This is a genomic window from Vreelandella titanicae, assembly GCF_014697095.1.
Taxonomy (GTDB): domain Bacteria; phylum Pseudomonadota; class Gammaproteobacteria; order Pseudomonadales; family Halomonadaceae; genus Vreelandella; species Vreelandella titanicae.
The window spans coordinates 3,207,197-3,226,432 of the sequence record NZ_CP059082.1 but is presented as its reverse complement, the minus strand read 5'-3'; the positions used below and the strand labels follow the sequence as shown (position 1 = coordinate 3,226,432).

The 19,236-nt window shown below is 55.8% G+C and carries 20 protein-coding genes and 2 riboswitches; of the genes, 5 read left to right on the top strand and 15 right to left on the bottom strand.

Annotation, left to right across the window (positions count from 1 at the left end; all coding sequences use genetic code 11):
* The first annotated feature begins 56 nt into the window (after window positions 1-56).
* Window positions 57-247, top strand: a riboswitch (cobalamin riboswitch).
* 64 nt (window positions 248-311) lie between these two features.
* From HZS52_RS14775 to HZS52_RS14765, 3 genes are read left to right on the top strand one after another with little or no spacing between them, the layout of a single operon-like run.
* The gene (locus tag HZS52_RS14775) at window positions 312-1,328 is read left to right on the top strand and encodes an ABC transporter substrate-binding protein (RefSeq protein WP_190373052.1); all 1,017 of its coding nucleotides are present in this window, start codon (window positions 312-314) and stop codon (window positions 1,326-1,328) included.
* Entirely contained in the window at window positions 1,325-2,389 is a 1,065-nt protein-coding gene (locus tag HZS52_RS14770; protein WP_190373051.1) for a FecCD family ABC transporter permease, read from the top strand. The genes HZS52_RS14775 and HZS52_RS14770 overlap by 4 nt, the downstream gene beginning before the upstream one ends.
* A complete protein-coding gene (locus HZS52_RS14765; protein ID WP_022523064.1) occupies window positions 2,389-3,153 on the top strand; it encodes an ABC transporter ATP-binding protein in 765 nt (254 codons plus the stop codon). The genes HZS52_RS14770 and HZS52_RS14765 overlap by 1 nt, the downstream gene beginning before the upstream one ends.
* A 79-nt stretch (window positions 3,154-3,232) precedes the next feature.
* Here the strand turns inward: HZS52_RS14765 and HZS52_RS14760 are convergent, their stop codons facing one another.
* Window positions 3,233-3,844, bottom strand: a complete 612-nt coding sequence (locus HZS52_RS14760; protein ID WP_039859168.1) for a Yip1 family protein — start codon at window positions 3,842-3,844, stop codon at window positions 3,233-3,235.
* Window positions 3,845-4,012: 168 nt separating this feature from the next.
* Between HZS52_RS14760 and HZS52_RS14755 the strand changes: the two genes are divergently transcribed.
* Window positions 4,013-4,903, top strand: coding sequence for an NAD-dependent epimerase/dehydratase family protein (locus HZS52_RS14755; protein ID WP_190373050.1), 891 nt, complete (start codon window positions 4,013-4,015; stop codon window positions 4,901-4,903).
* A 3-nt stretch (window positions 4,904-4,906) separates the two neighbouring features.
* Here the strand turns inward: HZS52_RS14755 and HZS52_RS14750 are convergent, their stop codons facing one another.
* The 4 genes from HZS52_RS14750 to HZS52_RS14735 are packed head-to-tail and all read right to left on the bottom strand — an operon-like array spanning window position 4,907 to window position 9,387.
* The gene (locus tag HZS52_RS14750) at window positions 4,907-5,677 is read right to left on the bottom strand and encodes an ABC transporter ATP-binding protein (protein WP_190373049.1); all 771 of its coding nucleotides are present in this window, start codon (window positions 5,675-5,677) and stop codon (window positions 4,907-4,909) included.
* Window positions 5,677-6,663 carry a FecCD family ABC transporter permease gene (locus HZS52_RS14745; RefSeq protein WP_041158603.1) on the bottom strand — a complete coding sequence of 329 codons (987 nt, stop codon included), beginning with the start codon at window positions 6,661-6,663 and terminating at the stop codon, window positions 5,677-5,679. Before HZS52_RS14745 ends, HZS52_RS14750 begins: the two co-directional genes overlap by 1 nt.
* Window positions 6,663-7,586: a cobalamin-binding protein gene (locus HZS52_RS14740; RefSeq protein WP_152618911.1), complete on the bottom strand. Its 924-nt coding sequence runs from the start codon at window positions 7,584-7,586 to the stop codon at window positions 6,663-6,665. Before HZS52_RS14740 ends, HZS52_RS14745 begins: the two co-directional genes overlap by 1 nt.
* Window positions 7,567-9,387: a TonB-dependent receptor domain-containing protein gene (locus HZS52_RS14735; protein ID WP_041158605.1), complete on the bottom strand. Its 1,821-nt coding sequence runs from the start codon at window positions 9,385-9,387 to the stop codon at window positions 7,567-7,569. Before HZS52_RS14735 ends, HZS52_RS14740 begins: the two co-directional genes overlap by 20 nt.
* 157 nt (window positions 9,388-9,544) lie before the next feature.
* Window positions 9,545-9,766, bottom strand: a riboswitch (cobalamin riboswitch).
* Window positions 9,767-9,873: 107 nt separating this feature from the next.
* On the opposite strand from HZS52_RS14735, the gene HZS52_RS14730 reads away from it, so the two are divergent.
* Complete coding sequence (locus tag HZS52_RS14730) at window positions 9,874-10,170, top strand: addiction module antidote protein (RefSeq protein ID WP_190373048.1); 297 nt, start codon at window positions 9,874-9,876, stop codon at window positions 10,168-10,170.
* Window positions 10,171-10,288: 118 nt separating this feature from the next.
* Here HZS52_RS14730 and HZS52_RS14725 read toward each other — a convergent pair whose 3' ends face one another.
* The 10 genes from HZS52_RS14725 to cobT form a co-directional block, all read right to left on the bottom strand.
* A complete protein-coding gene (locus HZS52_RS14725; protein WP_190373047.1) occupies window positions 10,289-11,725 on the bottom strand; it encodes an ATP-binding protein in 1,437 nt (478 codons plus the stop codon).
* Complete coding sequence (locus HZS52_RS14720) at window positions 11,712-13,022, bottom strand: tyrosine-protein kinase family protein (RefSeq protein ID WP_190373046.1); 1,311 nt, start codon at window positions 13,020-13,022, stop codon at window positions 11,712-11,714. Before HZS52_RS14720 ends, HZS52_RS14725 begins: the two co-directional genes overlap by 14 nt.
* Entirely contained in the window at window positions 13,009-13,434 is a 426-nt protein-coding gene (locus HZS52_RS14715; protein WP_190373045.1) for an SAM-dependent methyltransferase, read from the bottom strand. The genes HZS52_RS14720 and HZS52_RS14715 overlap by 14 nt, the downstream gene beginning before the upstream one ends.
* Window positions 13,435-13,495: 61 nt before the next feature.
* Window positions 13,496-13,924, bottom strand: a complete 429-nt coding sequence (locus tag HZS52_RS14710; RefSeq protein WP_190373044.1) for a bifunctional adenosylcobinamide kinase/adenosylcobinamide-phosphate guanylyltransferase — start codon at window positions 13,922-13,924, stop codon at window positions 13,496-13,498.
* Entirely contained in the window at window positions 13,876-14,529 is a 654-nt protein-coding gene (locus HZS52_RS14705) for a histidine phosphatase family protein (RefSeq protein ID WP_041158608.1), read from the bottom strand. Before HZS52_RS14705 ends, HZS52_RS14710 begins: the two co-directional genes overlap by 49 nt.
* Window positions 14,466-15,236 (bottom strand): adenosylcobinamide-GDP ribazoletransferase, encoded by a 771-nt coding sequence (gene cobS, locus HZS52_RS14700; RefSeq protein WP_190373043.1) that lies wholly within the window; start codon window positions 15,234-15,236, stop codon window positions 14,466-14,468. The genes HZS52_RS14705 and cobS overlap by 64 nt, the downstream gene beginning before the upstream one ends.
* Window positions 15,233-15,802, bottom strand: a complete 570-nt coding sequence (locus tag HZS52_RS14695; protein ID WP_190373042.1) for a bifunctional adenosylcobinamide kinase/adenosylcobinamide-phosphate guanylyltransferase — start codon at window positions 15,800-15,802, stop codon at window positions 15,233-15,235. Before HZS52_RS14695 ends, cobS begins: the two co-directional genes overlap by 4 nt.
* Window positions 15,799-16,947: a threonine-phosphate decarboxylase CobD gene (cobD, locus tag HZS52_RS14690; protein WP_190373041.1), complete on the bottom strand. Its 1,149-nt coding sequence runs from the start codon at window positions 16,945-16,947 to the stop codon at window positions 15,799-15,801. The genes HZS52_RS14695 and cobD overlap by 4 nt, the downstream gene beginning before the upstream one ends.
* The gene (gene cbiB, locus HZS52_RS14685) at window positions 16,944-17,948 is read right to left on the bottom strand and encodes an adenosylcobinamide-phosphate synthase CbiB (protein ID WP_041158611.1); all 1,005 of its coding nucleotides are present in this window, start codon (window positions 17,946-17,948) and stop codon (window positions 16,944-16,946) included. Before cbiB ends, cobD begins: the two co-directional genes overlap by 4 nt.
* A complete protein-coding gene (cobT, locus tag HZS52_RS14680; protein ID WP_190373040.1) occupies window positions 17,945-18,994 on the bottom strand; it encodes a nicotinate-nucleotide--dimethylbenzimidazole phosphoribosyltransferase in 1,050 nt (349 codons plus the stop codon). Before cobT ends, cbiB begins: the two co-directional genes overlap by 4 nt.
* Window positions 18,995-19,236: the final 242 nt, after the last annotated feature.

Sequence of the window (19,236 nt, the reverse complement as noted above, 5' to 3'; positions counted from 1 at the left end):
TTAAACAAAGACTCATAAGATCCTTAGGCTTTCTGTTGTTCGCTATCCACCTGCAACCTAGAATGGCCAGTGTCGGTGTTCCCACGGAACTTAATAGAGAATCCGCCGCGGCTTGCCGCGAACCGGAACTGCCCCCGCAACTGTAGGCGGCGAGCGATGCTCTTTGATGCCACTGGACACAGAGTCTGGGAAGGCGAGCTAGCCATGACCCGTCAGTCAGGAGAACTGCCGATATATTACTTACATCGAGCAAAGTGGCTCGGTCAGTATTTTCTGCCCGAATGCGGAGCTCATCATGCACGGGAGTGTACATGATGTTGAGATTGACCACGGCCATCGCCGCGAGCGCTGTTGGCCTTGCACAGGCGGCTTACGCCTCCACCGACTACCCCCTTACGCTAACCAATTGCGGCGTTGACTTCAGTGTGACGTCCCCCCCGGAGCGAACGGTGACGGTTGGCCAGTCAGCCACGGAGATTCTCTATTCGCTGGGGCTCGCTGATCGAGTGAATGGCACCTCGGTTTGGTTTAATCCGGTTCTTCCCCAGTTTGCTGATGCCAATGAAGCGATCGAGCGGATCGCCAACGACGACCCGAGCTTCGAGGCCGTGGTCAATAAAAGGCCTGATCTGGTGGCGGTGCAGTATGAGTGGCACGTGGGCCCCACCGGCAGTGTCGCCACCCGTGAGCAGTTTCATGAGCTGGGTATTAATACCTATATTATGCCCGCCGATTGCGACACCAAGGATAACTCTACCGGCGGCGATGGCACCCGCACCGCCGCCTTCTCGACTGACTCCATCTATAAAGGGATCACCGAGTTAGCCGAGATCTACGATGTTCAAGACGCTGGCGAGGCGCTGATAGCCGACCTTACCGCCCGCGAACAGCGCGCTATCGACTTGGCGAGCAGCCTTGATTTACCGGAAGACTTGTCGGCGGCATTCTGGTTTTCATCGACAGACCTGGGGGTTAGCCCTTTCGTGGCGGGGCAACTGGGTGCACCAGGGTATATGATGGAAAAACTCGGCATTCGTAATGTCATCGAGTCTGACGAAGAGTGGCCCACGGTGGGCTGGGAAAGCATCGCCAGAGCCGATCCCGATGTGCTTGTTATCGCCAGTATGGATCGCCGCCGCTTTCCTGCCGATGACATTGAAGCAAAACGTGAGTTTTTACGTAGTGACCTGGTCACCCGCGAGATGAACGCGGTTAAAAATAACCGTATCGTCGAGATGGACGCCCACGCCATGAGCGCCACTATGCGCACTATTTACGGCCTTGAATCACTTGCCGAGGCACTATCCAATATGTCGTTTAACGAATGAGCATAGCGCTAACGAGGGCTTCCTCCGCACACTTCGGGTTGCGCTGGCTATGGATAACGCCGCTCGTGCTTGTGACGGCACTGATCGCGGGCACCGCCATCGGCGAGACGCCGATTCCCGTGGATACCATTGTCAAAGTGCTCGCCAACCAGCTGATAGGAACGGATTACCCGGTTGACCGAATCGACGCGGGCATTATTTGGAACTATCGTCTCAGCCGCGCCGTGGTTGCCGCCTGTTGCGGCACCAGCTTGGCCCTGGCCGGGGTCGTGCTACAGGCGCTGCTGCGTAACCCCTTGGCTGACCCCTACTTGATGGGTATTTCCGCTGGGGCTTCTACCGGGGCGGTGGCGGTGGCCGTCGCCGGGCTGGGCGCAGGAGCACTTTCGCTCTCCCTCGGCGCCTTTATCGGCGCCCTACTCTCCTTTGGTATCGTGGTGATGCTCGCCCATGCAGCCAACAGCGGTGTGGGTGGCGGGCGCGGCGTTCAGGCCGCCGGGGCAATTATTTTGGCGGGTATTGCAGGCTCGCAGCTGTTCAATGCGCTGACCGCTTTTATCATTACCAAGTCAGCGAGCGCCGAGCAGGCCCGGGGCATCATGTTTTGGCTGATGGGCAATCTATCCGGGGTACGCTGGGCCGATGTATCCTTGGCGGTGCCTGCTGCGCTATTCGGGCTGCAGGTTTGCCTGTGGCACCGGCGTTCCCTGGATGCATTTACCTTCGGCGCAGACAGCGCCGCCTCCATGGGCATCGCGGTGCGCCCGGTGCGTGGCATGCTGATTATCGCCATGGCGCTGGTCACGGCGGTGATGGTGTCTATCGTAGGGGCGATTGGGTTTGTGGGTCTGGTGATCCCTCACGCGATGCGTTTTATCGTGGGGAGCCGCCATACCCGACTGGTGCCAGCAACCGCTCTGGCAGGCGCCGTGTTCTTGATCGGTTCGGATATTCTTTCCCGGGTGCTGATCTCCGGCCAAGTACTTCCCATCGGGGTGATTACCTCACTGATCGGCGCGCCCGCGTTTGCGCTGATCCTGGTTCGCGGCAAGAGGTCCTGATGCGCTTATCGGCTGAACAGCTTGCGTGGTCAGTGCACGGCACGCCATTGCTTGCTGACGTCAATCTTACCGTCGAGCCCGGCCAGACCTTTGGGCTGGTGGGGCCGAACGGCTCGGGGAAAACCTCCCTGTTGCGTCTGTTGGCGGGATTGAACAAACCCAAGGCAGGACGGGTGTTGATGGATAGCCAGCCCCTGCACACGCTCAAGCAACGGGCGATCGCACAATCCGTTGCCTTGGTGGAACAGCAGGCGGACACTACCGACCGCATTACCGTGCACCAAGTGGTATCACTGGGTCGTACACCTTTCCTTTCCGCGTTGCGTCCCTGGTCAACGGAAGATGATGCCATCGTGGCGCAGGCGCTGGCAGATGTGGATATGGCGCACATGGCCGATCGCCTTTGGCATACCCTCTCTGGCGGTGAGCGCCAGCGAGTTCATATTGCCCGAGCGCTGGCACAACAGCCTAAAATTCTGCTATTGGATGAACCCACCAATCATCTGGATATTCGCCACCAGCTTTCGATTCTTGAATTGGTCAGGCAACTACCGATCACGGTGGTTATCTCACTGCATGATCTTAATCAAGCCATGGAATGTGACCGCATCGGCGTCATGGATGGCGGCCGCCTGATCGATAGCGGCCTCCCCCAAGACATACTCACGCCTAACAGGCTACAACAGACCTTTGGGGTCTATGCCCATGTGATCGATGATCCTGTCGATGGCAAGCAAGTCATGCGTTTTCACAGTGCGATTTAGCTAGCTCCTAGTCTGCTAGGAAAAATGCTCAGTTACCGACAGCGCAAACTTTCGTGCCCCCCGGCGCTACAGTCCTCATTCACCGAAAAAAATGCCAAACCACACTGTGATCCGTGCCCATACTCCACAGAAGTACAACGACGACAAGCAGCGCCTCCAGCACCAAAACACCGATACCCAGCGTCGTGGTCGACAGAATAAACCCCTGCTTATGACTGATTCCCAGAAAGCTGGGCGTTCCCTTGTAGAGCAGATAGGTGCTATAGAGCAGGCCGATCACCATCCCTAGCACACACAACCAGAAAACCGGATAGAGCGCAAAAACGCCGCTGAGAAACATCGGGGTCGCAATATAACCTGCGAAGATAATACAGTCGCGGCGGCTAGGTCGATTATCAATACGGCGGGCCATCCAATGGATCACACTCCCCACCACCCCCACAGCCATTAGCATCAGCGCATAAAAAGCCACGCCTAAGGCAATACCGTTGGCAAGGGAGACTTTATAGGTTGCCGAACCACCATAAGTCCAGCCTACCTGGGTGGTGCCTATCAGGGCACAGACAACAGGAACGGCAGCGAGTAACAGGACATGGTGAGCATAGAGATGACTGACAGACTCATGCTCCTCACTGATCTTATACCACTCCCGTTCAGGATGATGGAGAAGCCCCCAAACATGATTGACCATAACGACCTCCCGTTTTTGTGGACACGCTATTGTTAGGATCAGACGATGATCGATCGGATCAACAAGGTTCCGAATCATTTTTAGTGTAGAACACAAAATCATTTTCGGAGGTGAGGATTTTTCTTTGCTAAGGTGGAGGAGCTCATTCTATTCATTGGTGGAGTTCATATGCGTATTCTGTTCACCGGCGGCAGTGGCAAAGCTGGTCGTCATGCGACCGCTTATCTTCGCGATCAAGGCCATCGAGTTACCAATTTGGATTGGGTGGCGTCTGACGTGCCCGGTATTACTACCCTGAAAACCGATCTGACCGATGCAGGGCAAGTGTTTAATGCTTGCCAAGCCTACGCTGGGTTCGATGAGCTTGAATCCGGCACCGGCGTGCCGCGTTATGATGCGATTGTCCACTTCGCGGCCATACCAGCCATTCTGCATAGGCCGGACAACGAGACCTACCGCATCAATGCGCTAAGTACCTACAACATTCTTGATGCCGCCACCAAGCTAGGCATTCCCAAGGTCATCTTCGCCTCTAGCGAGACCACCTACGGTGTCTGCTTCGCTGATGGCGAGCAAAAGCCCGACTACTTGCCCGTCGATGAAGAGCACCCCACCGTGCCTCAAGATAGCTACGCCATGAGCAAGGTGGTAAACGAAGTAACGGCACGCTCCTTCCAGGCGCGCTCGGGCATCGACATCTACGGCCTGCGCATCAACAACGTTATCGAGCCCCACGAATACCGCCAGAATTTCCCAGCCTACATGGACGATCCCGCCCTGCGCCGCCGCAATATCTTCGCCTATATCGACGCCCGCGACCTGGGCCAGATGGTCGATTGCTGCCTGAAAACGGATGGCCTCGGCTACCAGGTGTTTAACGTCGCCAATAACGAGCTATCAGTAGGCCTGACCAACGCCCAGGTAATAGAGCGCTTCTACTCCGGCGTACCCATCAAGCGAGAAATGGATGAATTCGAAACCTTCTACTGCATCGAAAAGGCCCGTCGTCTGGTCGGCTTTGAACCACGCCACTCCTGGCGGGAAGAGCTGGAGCAGTAAGTATCACCCCTTTATCGGCACAAACACCGGTGCACCATCCACCTCTACTACTGCTAGCTTTTGGCGGTAGAGATCTTCCAGCGCGCTGGGCACCAGCATGTTATCCCGCGAGCCCCAGCACGCCTCGCCATTGGGATAAAGCAACAGCACATGGTCGCACCAGCGGGCAGCAAGGTTTAGGTCGTGTAAACACATGATGACCGCCTGCCCCTGAATGGCCTGTTCTGCCATTAGCGCCATCACGGCACTCTGGTGATGAAGATCCAGATGGTTGGTGGGTTCATCCGCTAGCCACACATTGGGCGCTTGCGTCAGCACCGTGGCAATCGCCACCCGCTGGCGCTCGCCACCGGAAAGTGTGCTTACCAAGCGGTCACGGAGGTGCGCAACATCCAGGCGCTCAAGGGCGGCTTCCGCGCGGGCGTAGTCTTCAGCCCCCTCCATCTGCCACGGCGAGAGATAGGGATGACGGCCAATCAGCGCGGTTTCCAGCACGGTTGCGGGAAAGCCATCCTGGCGATCCTGAAACACCAATCCCAAACACTGGGCGATATGCCGGCGGCGCAGCTGACCAAGCACTGACTCGTTGAGCTGAACGCTGCCCGAACGTGGGGCATGCAGCCCCGCCAAAGTATGCAGCAGCGTGGTTTTACCCGCCCCGTTAGGGCCCAACACACCCCACACTTGGCCTGGTTCAACAGTTAAATTAAGCGGTGTGCCACCTTCACGTCCCGGCACGTCGATGATGAGGTCTCGGGTAGCCAGTACGCTCATCAGCGGCTCCGGTAGAGCAGAAACAGGAAGGTGGGCACGCCCAACAGCGCAGTGATCACGCCTACGGGCAGCTGTTCCGGAGCGATCATGGTGCGGGCTAGTGTGTCCGCCAACACCAATAGCGTGCCCCCCGCCAACGCACAGGCGGGCAGTATCAGCCTCTGGTCGTTGCCTAACAGCAGGCGCAGCATATGCGGCACCACTAAACCGACAAAGCCAATGCTGCCGGCGGTGGTCACTGCCGCTGCGGTGAGTAGGCTGGCGGCAATATAGATACACCACTCCAGCGGCCTAACCGCAACGCCCAGCGCGGCAGCCTGCTGAGGGCCTCGGGCCAGAACATTCAGGCTACGCCCAAGCGGAATCAGTACCACGCAGGTAACCAATAACAATAGCAGCGGCGGCCAAGGGGTACGCGCGTAGGAGAGATCGCCCATCAGCCAATAGAGCATACCCGGCAGGCGTTCGGCGGGGCTCATCGCCAGCATCAAGGTAATCACCGCGCCCCACCCCGCCGCGACCACCACACCGGTGAGCAGCAACCGCGAAGGCGTCCAGCCGCCGCTGCCGTGGGCCAAACCAAACACTAACAACGTCGAAAACAGCGCGCCGCCAAAGGCCGAGCCCGAAATCGCCAGGCCGCCTAGCCCGCCCAGCATGGCTGCCAGTGCGCCAATCGAGGCGCCACCGGAAAGGCCAAGCACGTAAGGGTCTGCCAGGGGGTTACGCAGCAACACCTGCATCAACGTACCGGCTACCGCCAGCAAGCCACCCACCGCAAAGGCACTTAGCGCTCTGGGCAAGCGCAGCTCGATCACCATGGTACGCGCCAAGGCATCGCCCTGGCCTTGCACATTGTCACCCATCAACACCTGCCAAATTTGCGCAGGAGAGAGTTGCGCACTGCCGACACCCATGGCGAGGATCAGCGAAGCCAAGGCCGCTAGTAATAGCAGGCTCAGCGGCAGGCCCAAGCGTGCGAGCATTAACTGCGCTCACGTTTTTGGCGGGCGATATCGAGCTTCTCACAGAGGAGCTGGGTGCCCTCCATCAGTCGCGGCGTGGGCCGCTGAATCAGTGAGGGCGGCACAAAAAAGAGATTATCTTCCGCAACCGCCGCCAAGTTGGGATACTGCTCCCAGTGGGTCAGCCAGTGGCGGTTCTCTTCCCCCATGCCACCGGCAACAATCGCTTCAGGATTAGCTGCCAGCACGGCTTCATCATCGATACGGGGTACCAGGCGTGCCTGTTCGCCAAACACATTCTCACCGCCACAGATCTTAACCACTTGGCCGATCAGGTGCTGATCGTTAACGCTCATTAGCGGCACATCCCACACTTGGTAAAACGTGGGTACCGGCTCCCGGTCTCGATAGTGCTCTTCAAGGGCGTTCATGGTATTGCGGAAATTGTCGGCCACTGCTTGTCCCGCTGTTTCTGTACCTGCCAACCTTGCCAAGCGCTCAATGGCGCTGGCCACGCCTTCTACATCGCGGGGCTCGATATAGAACACTGGCATGCCCAGGGCTTCAAGGGTTTCAAGCTGTTCGGCGGGGTTACCCGTCACCCAACCAATCACTATATCGGGTGCAAGCCCCACCAGCTTTTCTAAATCAATTCGGGTATGGCTGCCCACTGACGCCACTTGCTTGGCTTCCGGGGGATAGTCACTATACGAGACGACGGCGACCACTTGATCTCCTGCGCCTGCCGCATAAGTCAGCTCGGTTGCGCCAGGCGAGAGCGTAGCAATGCGCTGAGCAGCATTATACAGACAGACCTCACGGTCACGATCATCGACTGCGCAGCGCGAGTGCTCGTGTGCCGGTGCAACAGACACCATCAATAGCAGCGCGAGGCCCAGGGCTCCGCGCGCAAAACCACTTTTTCTATTGGCCAAAGTGAACACTCAAGAACCCTGCTCGGCCAGCGTTGATGTAATCACGGGTGGTTGAATACTCTTTATCAAAGGCATTTTCTAGCGTAACACGAGCGCTCCAGAGTGGCGCAAACTGCCAGCCAGCGCGCAGGTTAACCAGCCCATAGCCTCCTAAACGCTGGGTATTGGTGGTGTTATCGTAACGGTAACTCTGCGCTACAAGTGATCCGCCCAACGACCAATCGCCAAGTTCCCGATCTGCATCCAATCGCACACTTTGAGTGGCCCGGCGGGCTAATCGATTGCCGGTTGCCCGGTCTTCCGGATCCAGGTAGGTGAAGGCAGCTTGGAGTGTCCAGTCGTTGACCTCTACGCCGCTTGACAGCTCAGCCCCGCGTATACGCGCGCTGTTAACGTTTTGCGGCGCCCATAAGCCACTCGACGTTGGCGCCCAGGCAATCATGTCGTCGTAGTCGTTTTGAAAGGCGGCCAAGTCCCAGAACCACTGGCTGTATTGGCCGCGAACGCCCACCTCGACGGTTTCAGAGGTTTCCGGATTGAGATCAGGGTTACCCGAATCCGGCCAATAAAGGTCATTGAAGCTCGGTGCTTTAAACGCAGTGCCTACACTGGCACGCAGCGTGTGGTAGCTATCCAGATCGTAGCCCAGCGCCAAGCTGCCGGTGACTTCATCACCATAGGCTTCGTTATCGTCATAACGCAGGCTTGCTTGAATGGCGAACGGCGAAAAGTCAAGTAACCCTTGGGTAAACACTGCTTTGTTATCACGGCTGGTAACGTCAAAATCGTTGGTGCTTGAAACGCGGTCTTCGCTGATTTCAGCGCCAGCGATCAACTCATGGGCACCAAACTGAATGTTGTTCTGCCAACGTGCGGTTTGCGTGCGGGTATCGATGATGGAGGCGCCGAAATTATCGATTGTGTCCAACTCATCGCGGGCTTCGCTAAGGGTCAGTCGGCTCTGCCACGTATCAGTTACCGGCAACTCAGCGTAGACGCCTGCTACCTGCTGGACGAAGTCATTCTCCCCACCGTCATATTCGTTGTTACCGCGAGCGCGCAGTGCCAGCACGCCAACTTCAGCGCCACTCTCAAAGGTATGCGCAACGCGGGCTAGCGCTGAGGTATTGTCGTAGCCTTTGTCCTCACCACCCCGACGAATGGGCTGGCCATCGGTATTGAAATGGCTAGCGGCAAAGCTGTAACGCGTGCCCCCCTCGCGCCCTGAAACGCCTGCGCTTAACCTCTGGGTATTGAATGAACCACCGCCGACTGAAATTCTCGGTTGCGGCCCCTCTTCGTCACCATCAGGGGTAAAAAGCTGTATCACGCCGCCGACGGCATCCGCTCCGTAAAGACTACCGCGGGGGCCGCGCACGATTTCCGCACGATCAAACATACGCGGATCCAAGTACTGAAATGCAGCACCGCCCGCCGTGGCGGATCGTAGCCGGATACCATCGATCATTAGCACAGAGGCATCGCTGGGCGCACCCCGTAGATAAACGCTGCTACTTTTACCAAAGCTGCCGTTACTCGTGACATCAACGCCCGGCTGGCCGCGCAGAAGATCGGTCAGGCTGGTGGGGTCTTGGCGGCGAAAAGTAGCTTCATCCAGCACGCTAACGGAAGAGAGGCTTTCATTGGCGGTGCGGGGCGCTAACGCAGCGGTAACGACGACAGGATCAAGCGTGGCCAAATCGGTCGTTGTTTCGGCGTATTGGGCTTCGGCTTGGATGTGAAAGGCTAGTGGTAAAGCAGCCATACTAAACGCCGCCCGTTTGGCGGTGGTGTGGTAACGATGGTTCATGTGAGACCCCTTGCTCGTTGTGCTCACCCGCACAGCGCAGTTTTTTGACCGAGCGGAGGATCAAACAAGGGAGTCTCGGTCGCGCTGCATGATCGCATCGCACCACCGTTAATCGCCCTGAGAGCGCCCACCGCACCTCGGCATATATCGGTTCAGGTTGAACCATTACTCTCGGGCCGGTCTCCGGGCTGACGAGCGAAAGACGTCTTCATTCTTTCCGAACGACCACCTTCCCGTGCGTTAGCACAGTGGCGTCTTAGCCGTTCTTATCTCGATCACCGTTGCGGGGGCAGCGTTGGAATCACGCAAGGCGTTCACCAACTTCCCGTTTCACTAGCGGCTTTAATCCACCGCCAGCACCTGAGAGTGGGCGTAAGCTAGCAACTTGCCCAAAGGAGGTCAATTGAAAGGGAAGGTCAATTTTACTGTTGCAAAGCTTGTAGTTTATAAACTACATTCACGTTTATCGGGGGGATGGAGGTAAAGATGAGCGAACAACTTTACGATTACGATCCTGCTGCAGCGCTGGATAACGAAGAAGCCATTGCGATATTTCTTGCAGATGCTTTTGAAACCGGTGATGCCAGCTACATTGCAAAAGCTGTTGGCGTAGCCGCCAGAGCGAAAGGCATGTCTCAACTGGCGACTGAAACGGGATTGTCACGCGAACAGCTTTACCGCTCCTTTGGCGAAGCAGGTAACCCAACGCTCAAGACTATGTTAGCGGTAACCCGTGCGTTAGGGGTGAATATCACAGCCCGCCCCCACAAACCAGCAGCTTAACCTGCTAGCCCCTAGATGCTCTTTTCAGCGACTGATTCGTCAGCTACTTAACCGCCATCACCAACCCATGTCGGACATACCATACTTGCTCTGTTTGAGCGGCGGCGTTTGATATTGATTATTTTTTCGGTTTAACACCACCCCGGCGCCCTAGCCCAAAACCCACTCGATATAGGTCGGGCATGTCGATTCGGCCGTCTTTGCGTTGCTCAAAAACACCAACGGATAATAAATCGTCGCGAACGCCAATCCAGCCTTTCTCCCCATGCTGCGGCGGCAATCGGCCACCTGCATCAGCATCTTTGGGGCCACTGGGGAATCTCTCCTCCCAGCGCTGTTGAATAACTTCAAACGTAATGGGTACTGTCATTCCTCGTAATGGAACAAGTACTTCGCGCACCCAAGGGTAATCTTCAGTTAACTCACTGACCCGAATTGCAGATGCCTCTTGCACGCCTCGTTTGATACTTTCAAAGTGCAAGGCATATGGATGCTCTGGATAGCGTTCATGGGTGTCCTCTATCGCTTGTCGAATAGCCGCAATAAATGAACGCGGTGACGTTCGCCCTTGCCCATCAGCTAAGTGTCCAACCGTCCAACTGTAGGGCACGCCTCGCCGGTGGTCTCTTCCCATCCAAGGCCCTGCTAATGCCTCAAACAGTGCTCGCTGTGCAGGTGTTTCTCTTTTAATCTCATCATTAAGGATAAATAGCCCATCCTCTTGCCGAGGATCATTTAGCAAGGTACGCGAATACAACTCTCGCAGCAGCTGACCATGTTCGTTCGGGCCATTTAAAAAATATTGCCAAAGCAAACCATGTAAGTCATGGCGCGCCCAGGATAACTCAGCTTTAGTAGCCAAAAGCTTTGAAGCGTCAGGGAAATCTGTCACCGTTCGCTCCAACTGATCGTCACGGAGGAAGATTTTGGCAAAAATACGAGGATAAGGCTTTAGCCAAAGGGCAACACGCAGTAGATCACGTACGATCTCATCCATGATATGCCAATCACTACTGATTCTATCCAAGGCATCGAAAAGTATGAACGCGTCCTTTTGTTCCTCGTTAAGTCGCTCGCTAGCAAGTATCATCATTTGGGCAACACGCTCTGGATTACCACTAACCCATTCGACGCTTTCTTGCCAACTTGAGCGAGGAATGCTCTCTTTTAGAAGCTCTGCTAACCAACGTACAACCACGGCTCGCCAGACGGCATAAGGCTCAGCGCCAGCCTTCATTAGTTGATCTAGTGTAGCCGCATCTGGATAACGGTCAGGCTCAGGACGTTCTGAGAAGCCTATCCGAATTTCTGCTTGATCCAGCTTTGGAATTGAGGAGCCCAACCGGCTTCTTAAAGCTCGATCATTCAGGGCAGCCGTCCAGACCGACTTCCCTACCCCTCGAGTACCCACCACCAACTGACACTCGGGTCTTAGAGCTTTTAAATGTGTAGGTGGCACATAGAGATGCTCTTGCGGGGGAGCACCTCCATTGTAAGACGTATCAACTGGCAGCGCCTGCAAGATGGCTTCCCTTATTTTGCTAAGCCCTGTCATCTTTTTTCTCCTGAAAAGAAGCGGAGACACCTAATCCATTAATTAATGAGCCATATATAGAATCGACCTCATGACGATCTATTTGCTCCAAGCGACTGTGTAAGGACGTTAAAGCGGCAAAGCCACGGTGCCAATTAATCGGCCATGGGTAATGCGGAGCAGTTTCATCGCTATCATCGAAGTTCCATAGCGTTTCGGTCGTCTCGCCGGGGGGAACATCATCGTACAAAGACTCAGCAAACAAATCCCAACTGTGTTCATTCAAAGATCCAAAATACTCAGCAGCGCCAATGTCCGGAATCATCGCGCCGACTAGTTGCAAGCGTTCACGAATATCCTGGGCAACCCCTGCTTTATGCCAATAATCAAACAAGATTCGATATCCCGACCATGTTTGCTCACCATCAATGGCGAATAAAAGCACTAGCCCAGCGCCCAGGTCTGTCACACAACTTGACGCAACATCGTCAATCCCAGAGCGGGAGTCGATCAGAATAATATCCGGCTGCCAGCGGTACTCTAATTGACCGATCAATCGGTCAAGGCGCTGAGACCATACCTCACGCACTCCGACGTCGTTGTGTTTTGGCATCCAGACCCGACCCAGCTTGGCGATATAGTCACCGGGATCAGCACCGTGGGCAGGTACAACAAGTATTTCTCCATCGTGGGCAAGCTCGCTAGTGGCGACCATGTCCTCAAACACAGCAGCTCCATTATCGACCAAATCCTCAACCAGCCAATCAGTAATACCATACTTTGGACGCCTTTCCTCTGGTAACAACCCTGACGACAGCCCGGGAGATTCAAGATCCAAATCCAGCACCATCACGCGCTTACCCGACTGAGCCAGTGACCAAGCCGATGCGGCCATTGCGGTTGAACGACCAACGCCTCCTTTAATGGAAAAAAATACCACTCGAGGCACACCATCAGCTACCGCTGCAATATTTGCCCAACGCCCTTCGGTAGCAAGCCGGTCGACAACATAAGCACCTTCGATGCCTTCTAGATCAAATTTTGAGACACCGGAAAACAGAGTATTTATGTCGTCTTCAAACAGAACCATCTGCTCATCGGGAAAAGCGTGAGCACCAAGCTGCTCCGAGAGAGCTGACGCAATTAATTGGCATTGCTCAAGTGCTTTCTTATCCTGCTTAACGCTGGCAGATAACACCAAACGAACGCGACCATTAAGATCACGATTAGCAATAACTGGCTTTATTTGCGCGATCAACTCGGCATGGGGAGCCAGAACATCGGTAAGCACACGCAGAATGTTATCAAAGGTAATCATATAAACCATCCAGTTGAGCGTTGCGAAGCAGTTGACGCACTCTCTTAGCACCTTCTCTATGCGGCTCAACTCGAGCCTGATTAAAGCAAGCTTGAGTGGCATATCGCTGCGCTACGTGCCAGTCTGTAAATGGATTAGCTAGTTCAAGTCCATAGGCAGCGCCTTGATGGTGCCCACTGCGATAAGTTTCATAACGTATCCAAATACCATCAGCATGTTTTGAATCTGCACTTTCTTGGGGTTTGTCTCTGTTTTCATCAAATGGCATGCCGAATGCCAGCATTAATTTCTTCAGGCCGCATTCTGCCGCCATGCCAAAAAAGTGGTCAGCATTGGCCCAACGCTGCGACTGAAAGAGCTGTTCAGCATCCTGCCAATGGCGCTCGCTAGCGTCGAGAAAATCACTTTGCATCTTGACCAGCTCCCTATCAATCTATTGCTTAGTATTACTCACTTGTTCAAGCATACGGATATTAACCCTTCAGCGCTTGTAACAACCCATGCCGCACATACCACACCCGTTCAGCCTGGGCAGTGGCATCCTGAACGAACCAGCCATTGAGGTCACGTAAGCGACGCTGTTCGGGCTGCATGGGCACAATCCCACGGCCAACTTCGTTGGCAATGATGATTAACGGTGCGTTTAGCTCTTCGGCGCGCTGGCAGAGTGCTGCCATATCGCTCTGCCACTGCTGGCGCAGGGCATCGTTATCGTCACGCTCAAGTGCAACGCTAAGCCACTCAAGCACACCTGTGATAACAAGCGGCGTATCGGCTACCAGTGCTTGCTGGCTATCGCTGAAGGGCTTAGCAGCATCAAGCCGCCACCCGTTTGCGGTGGGAAAGCGTGCGGTTACAGCGTCACGTTTGCCAGCGCAGGCACCGCCGATGAAGAGCTGCATTGCCATTCCCCTTTTCCATGGTCGTCTTGCTGATAAATAAGCTGCCAGCGCCTGCCTTGGGCTTGGAGCACGGTACCGTCCCAGAAATGAATCGTTTCAAAGCGGCGGCGCAGCTCACGAATCACGCCACCATGGGTGACGGCCAGAATCTTTTTATGGCCGTCGACGCGGCCATTCGTAGCCAGGTCATGCAACCAAGCGTCTAAACGCTCACGCAGTTGGGCCGCCGATTCTCCGCCGGGAATTTGCAGTTCGCCCACGCTATCAATCCAGGCACGGTAATGGGGTAAGTCTTTCAGCTCATCGTAAACTTTGCCTTCGTACTCGCCAAAATCGAGTTCACGCAGGCGTTGCTCAAGTACAAGCGGCACGCCAGCCTTGGCGACATCAGCCCACTCCAGGGTTTGCTGGCAGCGGCTAAGATCGCTTGAATAGATAGCATCGAACCGCTCATTCGCCAGTACGTCGCGCAGTTCCAGCAACCCTGCTTCAGCATCAGGAAACAGCAGCGGAATATCCTGCTGGCCTTGATAACGGCGCTCTAAATTCCAAGCGGTGATACCGTGGCGAACTGCCACCAGCTCCACAGTAAGATCAGTAGCCAAAGCTCTCCTCCTTCGATGGTGGCGCCTACCATATCGCCGTTAATGCCGTTCAACAGTCGCAACATTAGCCAGCGGATTAGTAACACGAACACAGTAACCGTAAGCATCATCAACACTATCGCGGGCGCTAACAGGGCTATCAGCATGATCGGCACCAACGCTAGCGCCACATCCTGACCGCTAAGCGATTGCTGCCAGCTCCACGCCAAGCCCTTCTGCTGGGCGCAGGGTGTTAGCACCAGTAACGCAACGCCAGCCCAGCGCCCTAGCGCAGGCAGCATCAACAGCCACCACAAGGGAGCCTGATAGGCCAGCAATGCCCATAGCAGAATGCCCTTCCAGGCGAGTAAAAACACTAGCGCCAGCATTCCAAAGCTGCCAATTTGTGGGTCTTTCATGATCTCCCAGCGGCGCGCCAGGGGCTGATTGCTGCCCAGGGCATCGGCGATGTCCATTACGCCGTCAAGATGCAAACCACCGGAAAGCGCTACCCACACGCTTAGTACCGCTAAAGCGGTGATAGGCGTGGGAACGTTGTGCATAGCCAACGCTGTTAGCATCAGCAAGCTCCCTATCATCAACCCCACTAATGGATTGGCCCGCACTGCCCAGCGACGGGTGTCAGGCGTCCAGGGAACGGCTATTGGAATCGGAATCCGGGTCAGAAACTGCAGCGCCAGCAACACACCGAACAAGGCATTTTTCAAACGTTTACCTCCTTCTCATGCTTCCACTGCCGATGCTTCCACTTAATGGCACAGCCTGCGACGACTTCGAGTACAGAATCGGCCTCTGCCACTATCCAGCAGTGAGCCCGCTGTAGAAATGCCAGATAGCGCCAGGTTTCAGCATCCGTAGGCGGCAGAGCTTCGTTGATATCATTGGAGACAATCACTAGATAAAGGCTACGCGCGCGGGCATCAGCCAGTGCGTTTACTAGCAACGCGAAGCCTTCTTCTTCGCTTAGTTTACTGGCGTACAGGACTTGGCTTGCCCATAGCGTTAAGCAATCCAGCAGCACGGCGCCACCATCAGGCACCTTGGCAATCGCTCGATCAATATGCAGCGGTGCCTCTAGCGTTTTCCATTGAACGGTGTGCCACTGCCCTTGCCTGGATTGACGATGACGCGCCACCCGCTCAGCCATCTCGTCGTCGTATATGTTTGCGGTGGCTAAGTAGTAACAGGGCGAACTGCCTGCTGCACTCACTGCTAGCTGCTCGGCGATATCACTTTTGCCGGAACGCGCCCCGCCGCTAACAAAGACAATCATGCAGTTCCTTTTTCCAAAACATTTTCTAAAACATGTTTCAACACGCTTATCAGCCGTCGATTAGCAGGGGCATCGCGCAGCGCTACCCGCAGCCAATCACCATTGAGCCCGGCAAAATTATGGGTATGACGCACTAAAATACCCCGGCGTAGGAGCTGCTCAAACAACGCATCACTGGTGATTGCCTGCGCGGCACAGGGCCGGATAAGAAAAAAACAAGCCTGGCTGGGCACGACTTCCAGCCCTAGTTGAGCAAGCGCCTCAGCCATGCGCGAGCGCTCGCTGGCCAACCACCGCTGGGTGCGCCGGGCAAAGGCATCATCTGCCAGCAGTGGTGCCACCAGTTCAGCCGCGAGGTGATTGACACTCCAAGGTGGCTGGTGAGCCTGTGCCGCTTGAACCGTGGCCGCATCCGCCAGCAGGTAGCCCAGCCGGAGCCCCGGCAGGGTATAAAATTTGGTCATTGAGTGGAGCAGCAGCAGATGCGGGTAGCGCGCCAGTAGCGGCACCAACGACGACGCTTGTGACGTCTCACCCACCATGTCGATAAAGGCTTCGTCGACCACAACGCGGCAACCCATCGCAGCGGTGTAATTCAACAGGTCTTCCATTGCTGAAATATCGATAAGCGTAGCGGTCGGATTATTGGGGCGGCATAGAAACAGCACATCAATGTCGTTAAGCCCAGCCGTTAGCGCGTCTATATCCACCGTGAAGTGCGGCGCGGGCAGCGCGATCTCACTGATTGAAAGCCGATGGGCACGGCAAGCGCGGGCATACTCGCCAAAGCTCGGGGTAATAATCGCCGCTCGCTTACCTGCATGCAGCGCGGCGGCGAGGAAAATTGCCTCAGCGCCACCGTTGGTGAGCAGTACCTGTTCGGGCTGAAGCTGGTGATGGGTGGCGATGGCCTGACGTGCAGCGGCGTAATCCGGCGCGGGGTAGCGTTCAAGACCTGCCAGTTGCTTAGCCAGCCAATCGCTAACCCACGCCGGAGGCCCCAAGGGGTTAAGGTTGGCACTAAAGTCGTCCAGGCGGTGATCGGCGGGCAAGCCGAAATGGGCCAGCAGTGTCTCGGCCTGGCCGCCATGGCTGGGCCATGGAGAGCTGGGCCATGGAGCGTTGGGCAATAGAGGAGTACTCATAGCGATCCTCGCAGCATAAACATCAATCCAACTATTACCCCAGCAAGCAGCAACATAAACAGTATCCAGGCGCCGTGCATTAAACGAAGTGTGGTGCTGATATGGGCAACACGCAGTTGCTCAAGCGGCTCGCCCAAGGTCGCACGGTGTGAGACCTCGCCTCCATAGAAATTGGTGCCGCCCAGCTGCACGCCGAGCAAACGGGCCACCATGGCTTCTGGCCAACCGGCGTTGGGGCTGGGGTGGCGCGGAGCATCGCGGAAGGTGCCCCACAGTGCGCCTTGCCAACGCAATCGTACAACACCTGAAAGACTTAATAGCAAGCCTGCAAGCCATAGACACAGCGCGGTTAAGCGTGCCGGTACCCAGTTAGCTAGATCGTCTAGCTTGGCAGAGGCAAAGCCAAAATCGGCATAGCGCTGGTTTTTGTAGCCTACCATCGAATCAAGAGTATTGACTGCCTTGTAGGCCAGCGCTAGCGGCGCCCCGCCGATAAGCGCGAAAAATAGCGGCGCGGTGATGCCGTCAACGGTATTTTCCGCCACGGTTTCCACCGTGCCCCGAGTAATCTCCGCTTCGTCTAGATTTTGCGTATCGCGGCCGACAATCATCCCCAGCGCCTTGCGGGCAGCAGGCAAATCGCCTTGAGTAAGCGGTTGGATCACGGCGCGGGCCGCATCGCCCAGACCTTTGATCGCCAGCGTAGTAGAGAGCAGCCAAAGCTCGGCGATCAGCGCTAGCCCTGGGTGCAAGCGTTCCAGCAGCGCCAGCGTTAGCCCGCTAATACCCCATACACCACCGACGACAATAATGGTTAGCAGGAAGCCACTAACTTTGCGCTGCTGTGCAGTTCCACGATTCCACAGCCGCTCAAAAGCACTGATAAAGCGCCCCATCAGCACCACCGGATGTGGCAGCGAGCGCGGATCGCCAACCACTAAATCAATGGCGGTCGCGAAGATGATCAGCACAATACCGCCAAAAGTGGCGCCTGGGATCATGGTGATGCCTTATCGCTAACACCGGCATCGGTAAAGGTAGCCATTTCCGCCACCATCGCTGTCGCCGCTTGCAGCAATGGATACGCCAGCGCAGCACCACTGCCTTCCCCTAGCCGCATGCCCATATCGAGAAGCGGCTTGGCCTCCAACGCTTTTAATGCCACATCATGGCCTGGCTCCTGGGAGCGATGACCAAAAATCAGATAGCCACGAACGGCGGGGCATAGACGGCAAGCGGTTAGCGCTGCGACGGTGGCAATAAAGCCATCCACAATGGCCGGTAAACGCTGGGCTGCTGCTGCCAGATAAGCACCGGTCATAGCGGCTATTTCCAGACCACCCAACTTGGCCAGCACCTCTAAAGGCACCTGAGGGTCAGCGCTGCGCGCAGCAATAGCGCGTTCAATCACCGCCACTTTGTACGCCTGCTGCTGAGGGTTAATCCCGGTTCCGGCGCCCACCACGCTTGCCACTGACTCACCCGTCAGCACCACCAACATTGCGCTGCTGGCAGTGGTATTGGCGATGCCCATTTCACCCACCATAATGCACTTTGCACCTGCCCTTTTTGCTCGATTAACGGCCGCAATACCCACATCAATCGCGGCTATGGCTTGATCACATTGCATCGCGTCTTCTAACACCATATTGGCGGTGCCATGGCGCACCTTGGCGGAGGTCACCCCAGGCAGTGTTAAAGGCGAAGCAACGCCCACATCCACAATCTCGACCTGCGCGCCTATCTGACGGGCGAAGACATTAATCGCCGCCCCACCGTTGGCAAAGTTGGCCACCATCTGAGCGGTCACTGCTTGGGGGAAAGCTGACACCCCCTCATCAGCAACTCCGTGATCGGCGGCAAACACAACCACCGCAGGCGGCGTCACGCTGGGCTTGAGTTCACCGGTTATGGCGCTCAGTTGAATAGCCAGCTCTTCCAAGGCACCCAAACTACCTGGCGGCTTGGTCAACGTATCCAAGTAACGATGCGTTTCTTCACCGGCATTAAGATCAACTGACTGAATGTGGTCAACAATGGCGTGCATGCAGGCTCCAGCCCACTAGGGGTCATCAAACATTCAAAGGCAAAGCGCAAAATGGTAGCAAAAGCCTGAGTGCTATACTTGCTATTTCATTAGCGGGTCTTCCACCCTGTCAGGATGTTAAGGCTTTATTTAGATATTTGGCGTGGCGTACTTGCCACCTCACATTCGAGTAATAAAACTACAAATGTGGTTTTTATTGCCGTAAAGTCTCTTATTTCGACGCCAAAAAATGTAAAATAACT

Excerpts from the sequence above, each read along its gene's own strand:
- HZS52_RS14770 (WP_190373051.1), top strand. The coding sequence starts at position 1,325 with ATGAGCATAGCGCTAACGAGGGCTTCCTCCGCACACTTCGGGTTGCGC.
- HZS52_RS14735 (WP_041158605.1), bottom strand. The coding sequence starts at position 9,387 with ATGAACCATCGTTACCACACCACCGCCAAACGGGCGGCGTTTAGTATG.
- HZS52_RS14725 (WP_190373047.1), bottom strand. The coding sequence starts at position 11,725 with ATGACAGGGCTTAGCAAAATAAGGGAAGCCATCTTGCAGGCGCTGCCA.
- cobT (WP_190373040.1), bottom strand. The coding sequence starts at position 18,994 with ATGCACGCCATTGTTGACCACATTCAGTCAGTTGATCTTAATGCCGGT.
- HZS52_RS14720 (WP_190373046.1), bottom strand. The coding sequence starts at position 13,022 with ATGATTACCTTTGATAACATTCTGCGTGTGCTTACCGATGTTCTGGCT.
- HZS52_RS14710 (WP_190373044.1), bottom strand. The coding sequence starts at position 13,924 with ATGCAGCTCTTCATCGGCGGTGCCTGCGCTGGCAAACGTGACGCTGTA.
- HZS52_RS14695 (WP_190373042.1), bottom strand. The coding sequence starts at position 15,802 with ATGATTGTCTTTGTTAGCGGCGGGGCGCGTTCCGGCAAAAGTGATATC.
- HZS52_RS14755 (WP_190373050.1), top strand. The coding sequence starts at position 4,013 with ATGCGTATTCTGTTCACCGGCGGCAGTGGCAAAGCTGGTCGTCATGCG.
- HZS52_RS14760 (WP_039859168.1), bottom strand. The coding sequence starts at position 3,844 with ATGGTCAATCATGTTTGGGGGCTTCTCCATCATCCTGAACGGGAGTGG.
- cbiB (WP_041158611.1), bottom strand. The coding sequence starts at position 17,948 with ATGATCCCAGGCGCCACTTTTGGCGGTATTGTGCTGATCATCTTCGCG.
- cobD (WP_190373041.1), bottom strand. The coding sequence starts at position 16,947 with ATGAGTACTCCTCTATTGCCCAACGCTCCATGGCCCAGCTCTCCATGG.
- HZS52_RS14750 (WP_190373049.1), bottom strand. The coding sequence starts at position 5,677 with ATGAGCGTACTGGCTACCCGAGACCTCATCATCGACGTGCCGGGACGT.
- HZS52_RS14730 (WP_190373048.1), top strand. The coding sequence starts at position 9,874 with ATGAGCGAACAACTTTACGATTACGATCCTGCTGCAGCGCTGGATAAC.
- HZS52_RS14745 (WP_041158603.1), bottom strand. The coding sequence starts at position 6,663 with ATGCTCGCACGCTTGGGCCTGCCGCTGAGCCTGCTATTACTAGCGGCC.
- HZS52_RS14765 (WP_022523064.1), top strand. The coding sequence starts at position 2,389 with ATGCGCTTATCGGCTGAACAGCTTGCGTGGTCAGTGCACGGCACGCCA.
- HZS52_RS14715 (WP_190373045.1), bottom strand. The coding sequence starts at position 13,434 with ATGCAAAGTGATTTTCTCGACGCTAGCGAGCGCCATTGGCAGGATGCT.
- HZS52_RS14775 (WP_190373052.1), top strand. The coding sequence starts at position 312 with ATGATGTTGAGATTGACCACGGCCATCGCCGCGAGCGCTGTTGGCCTT.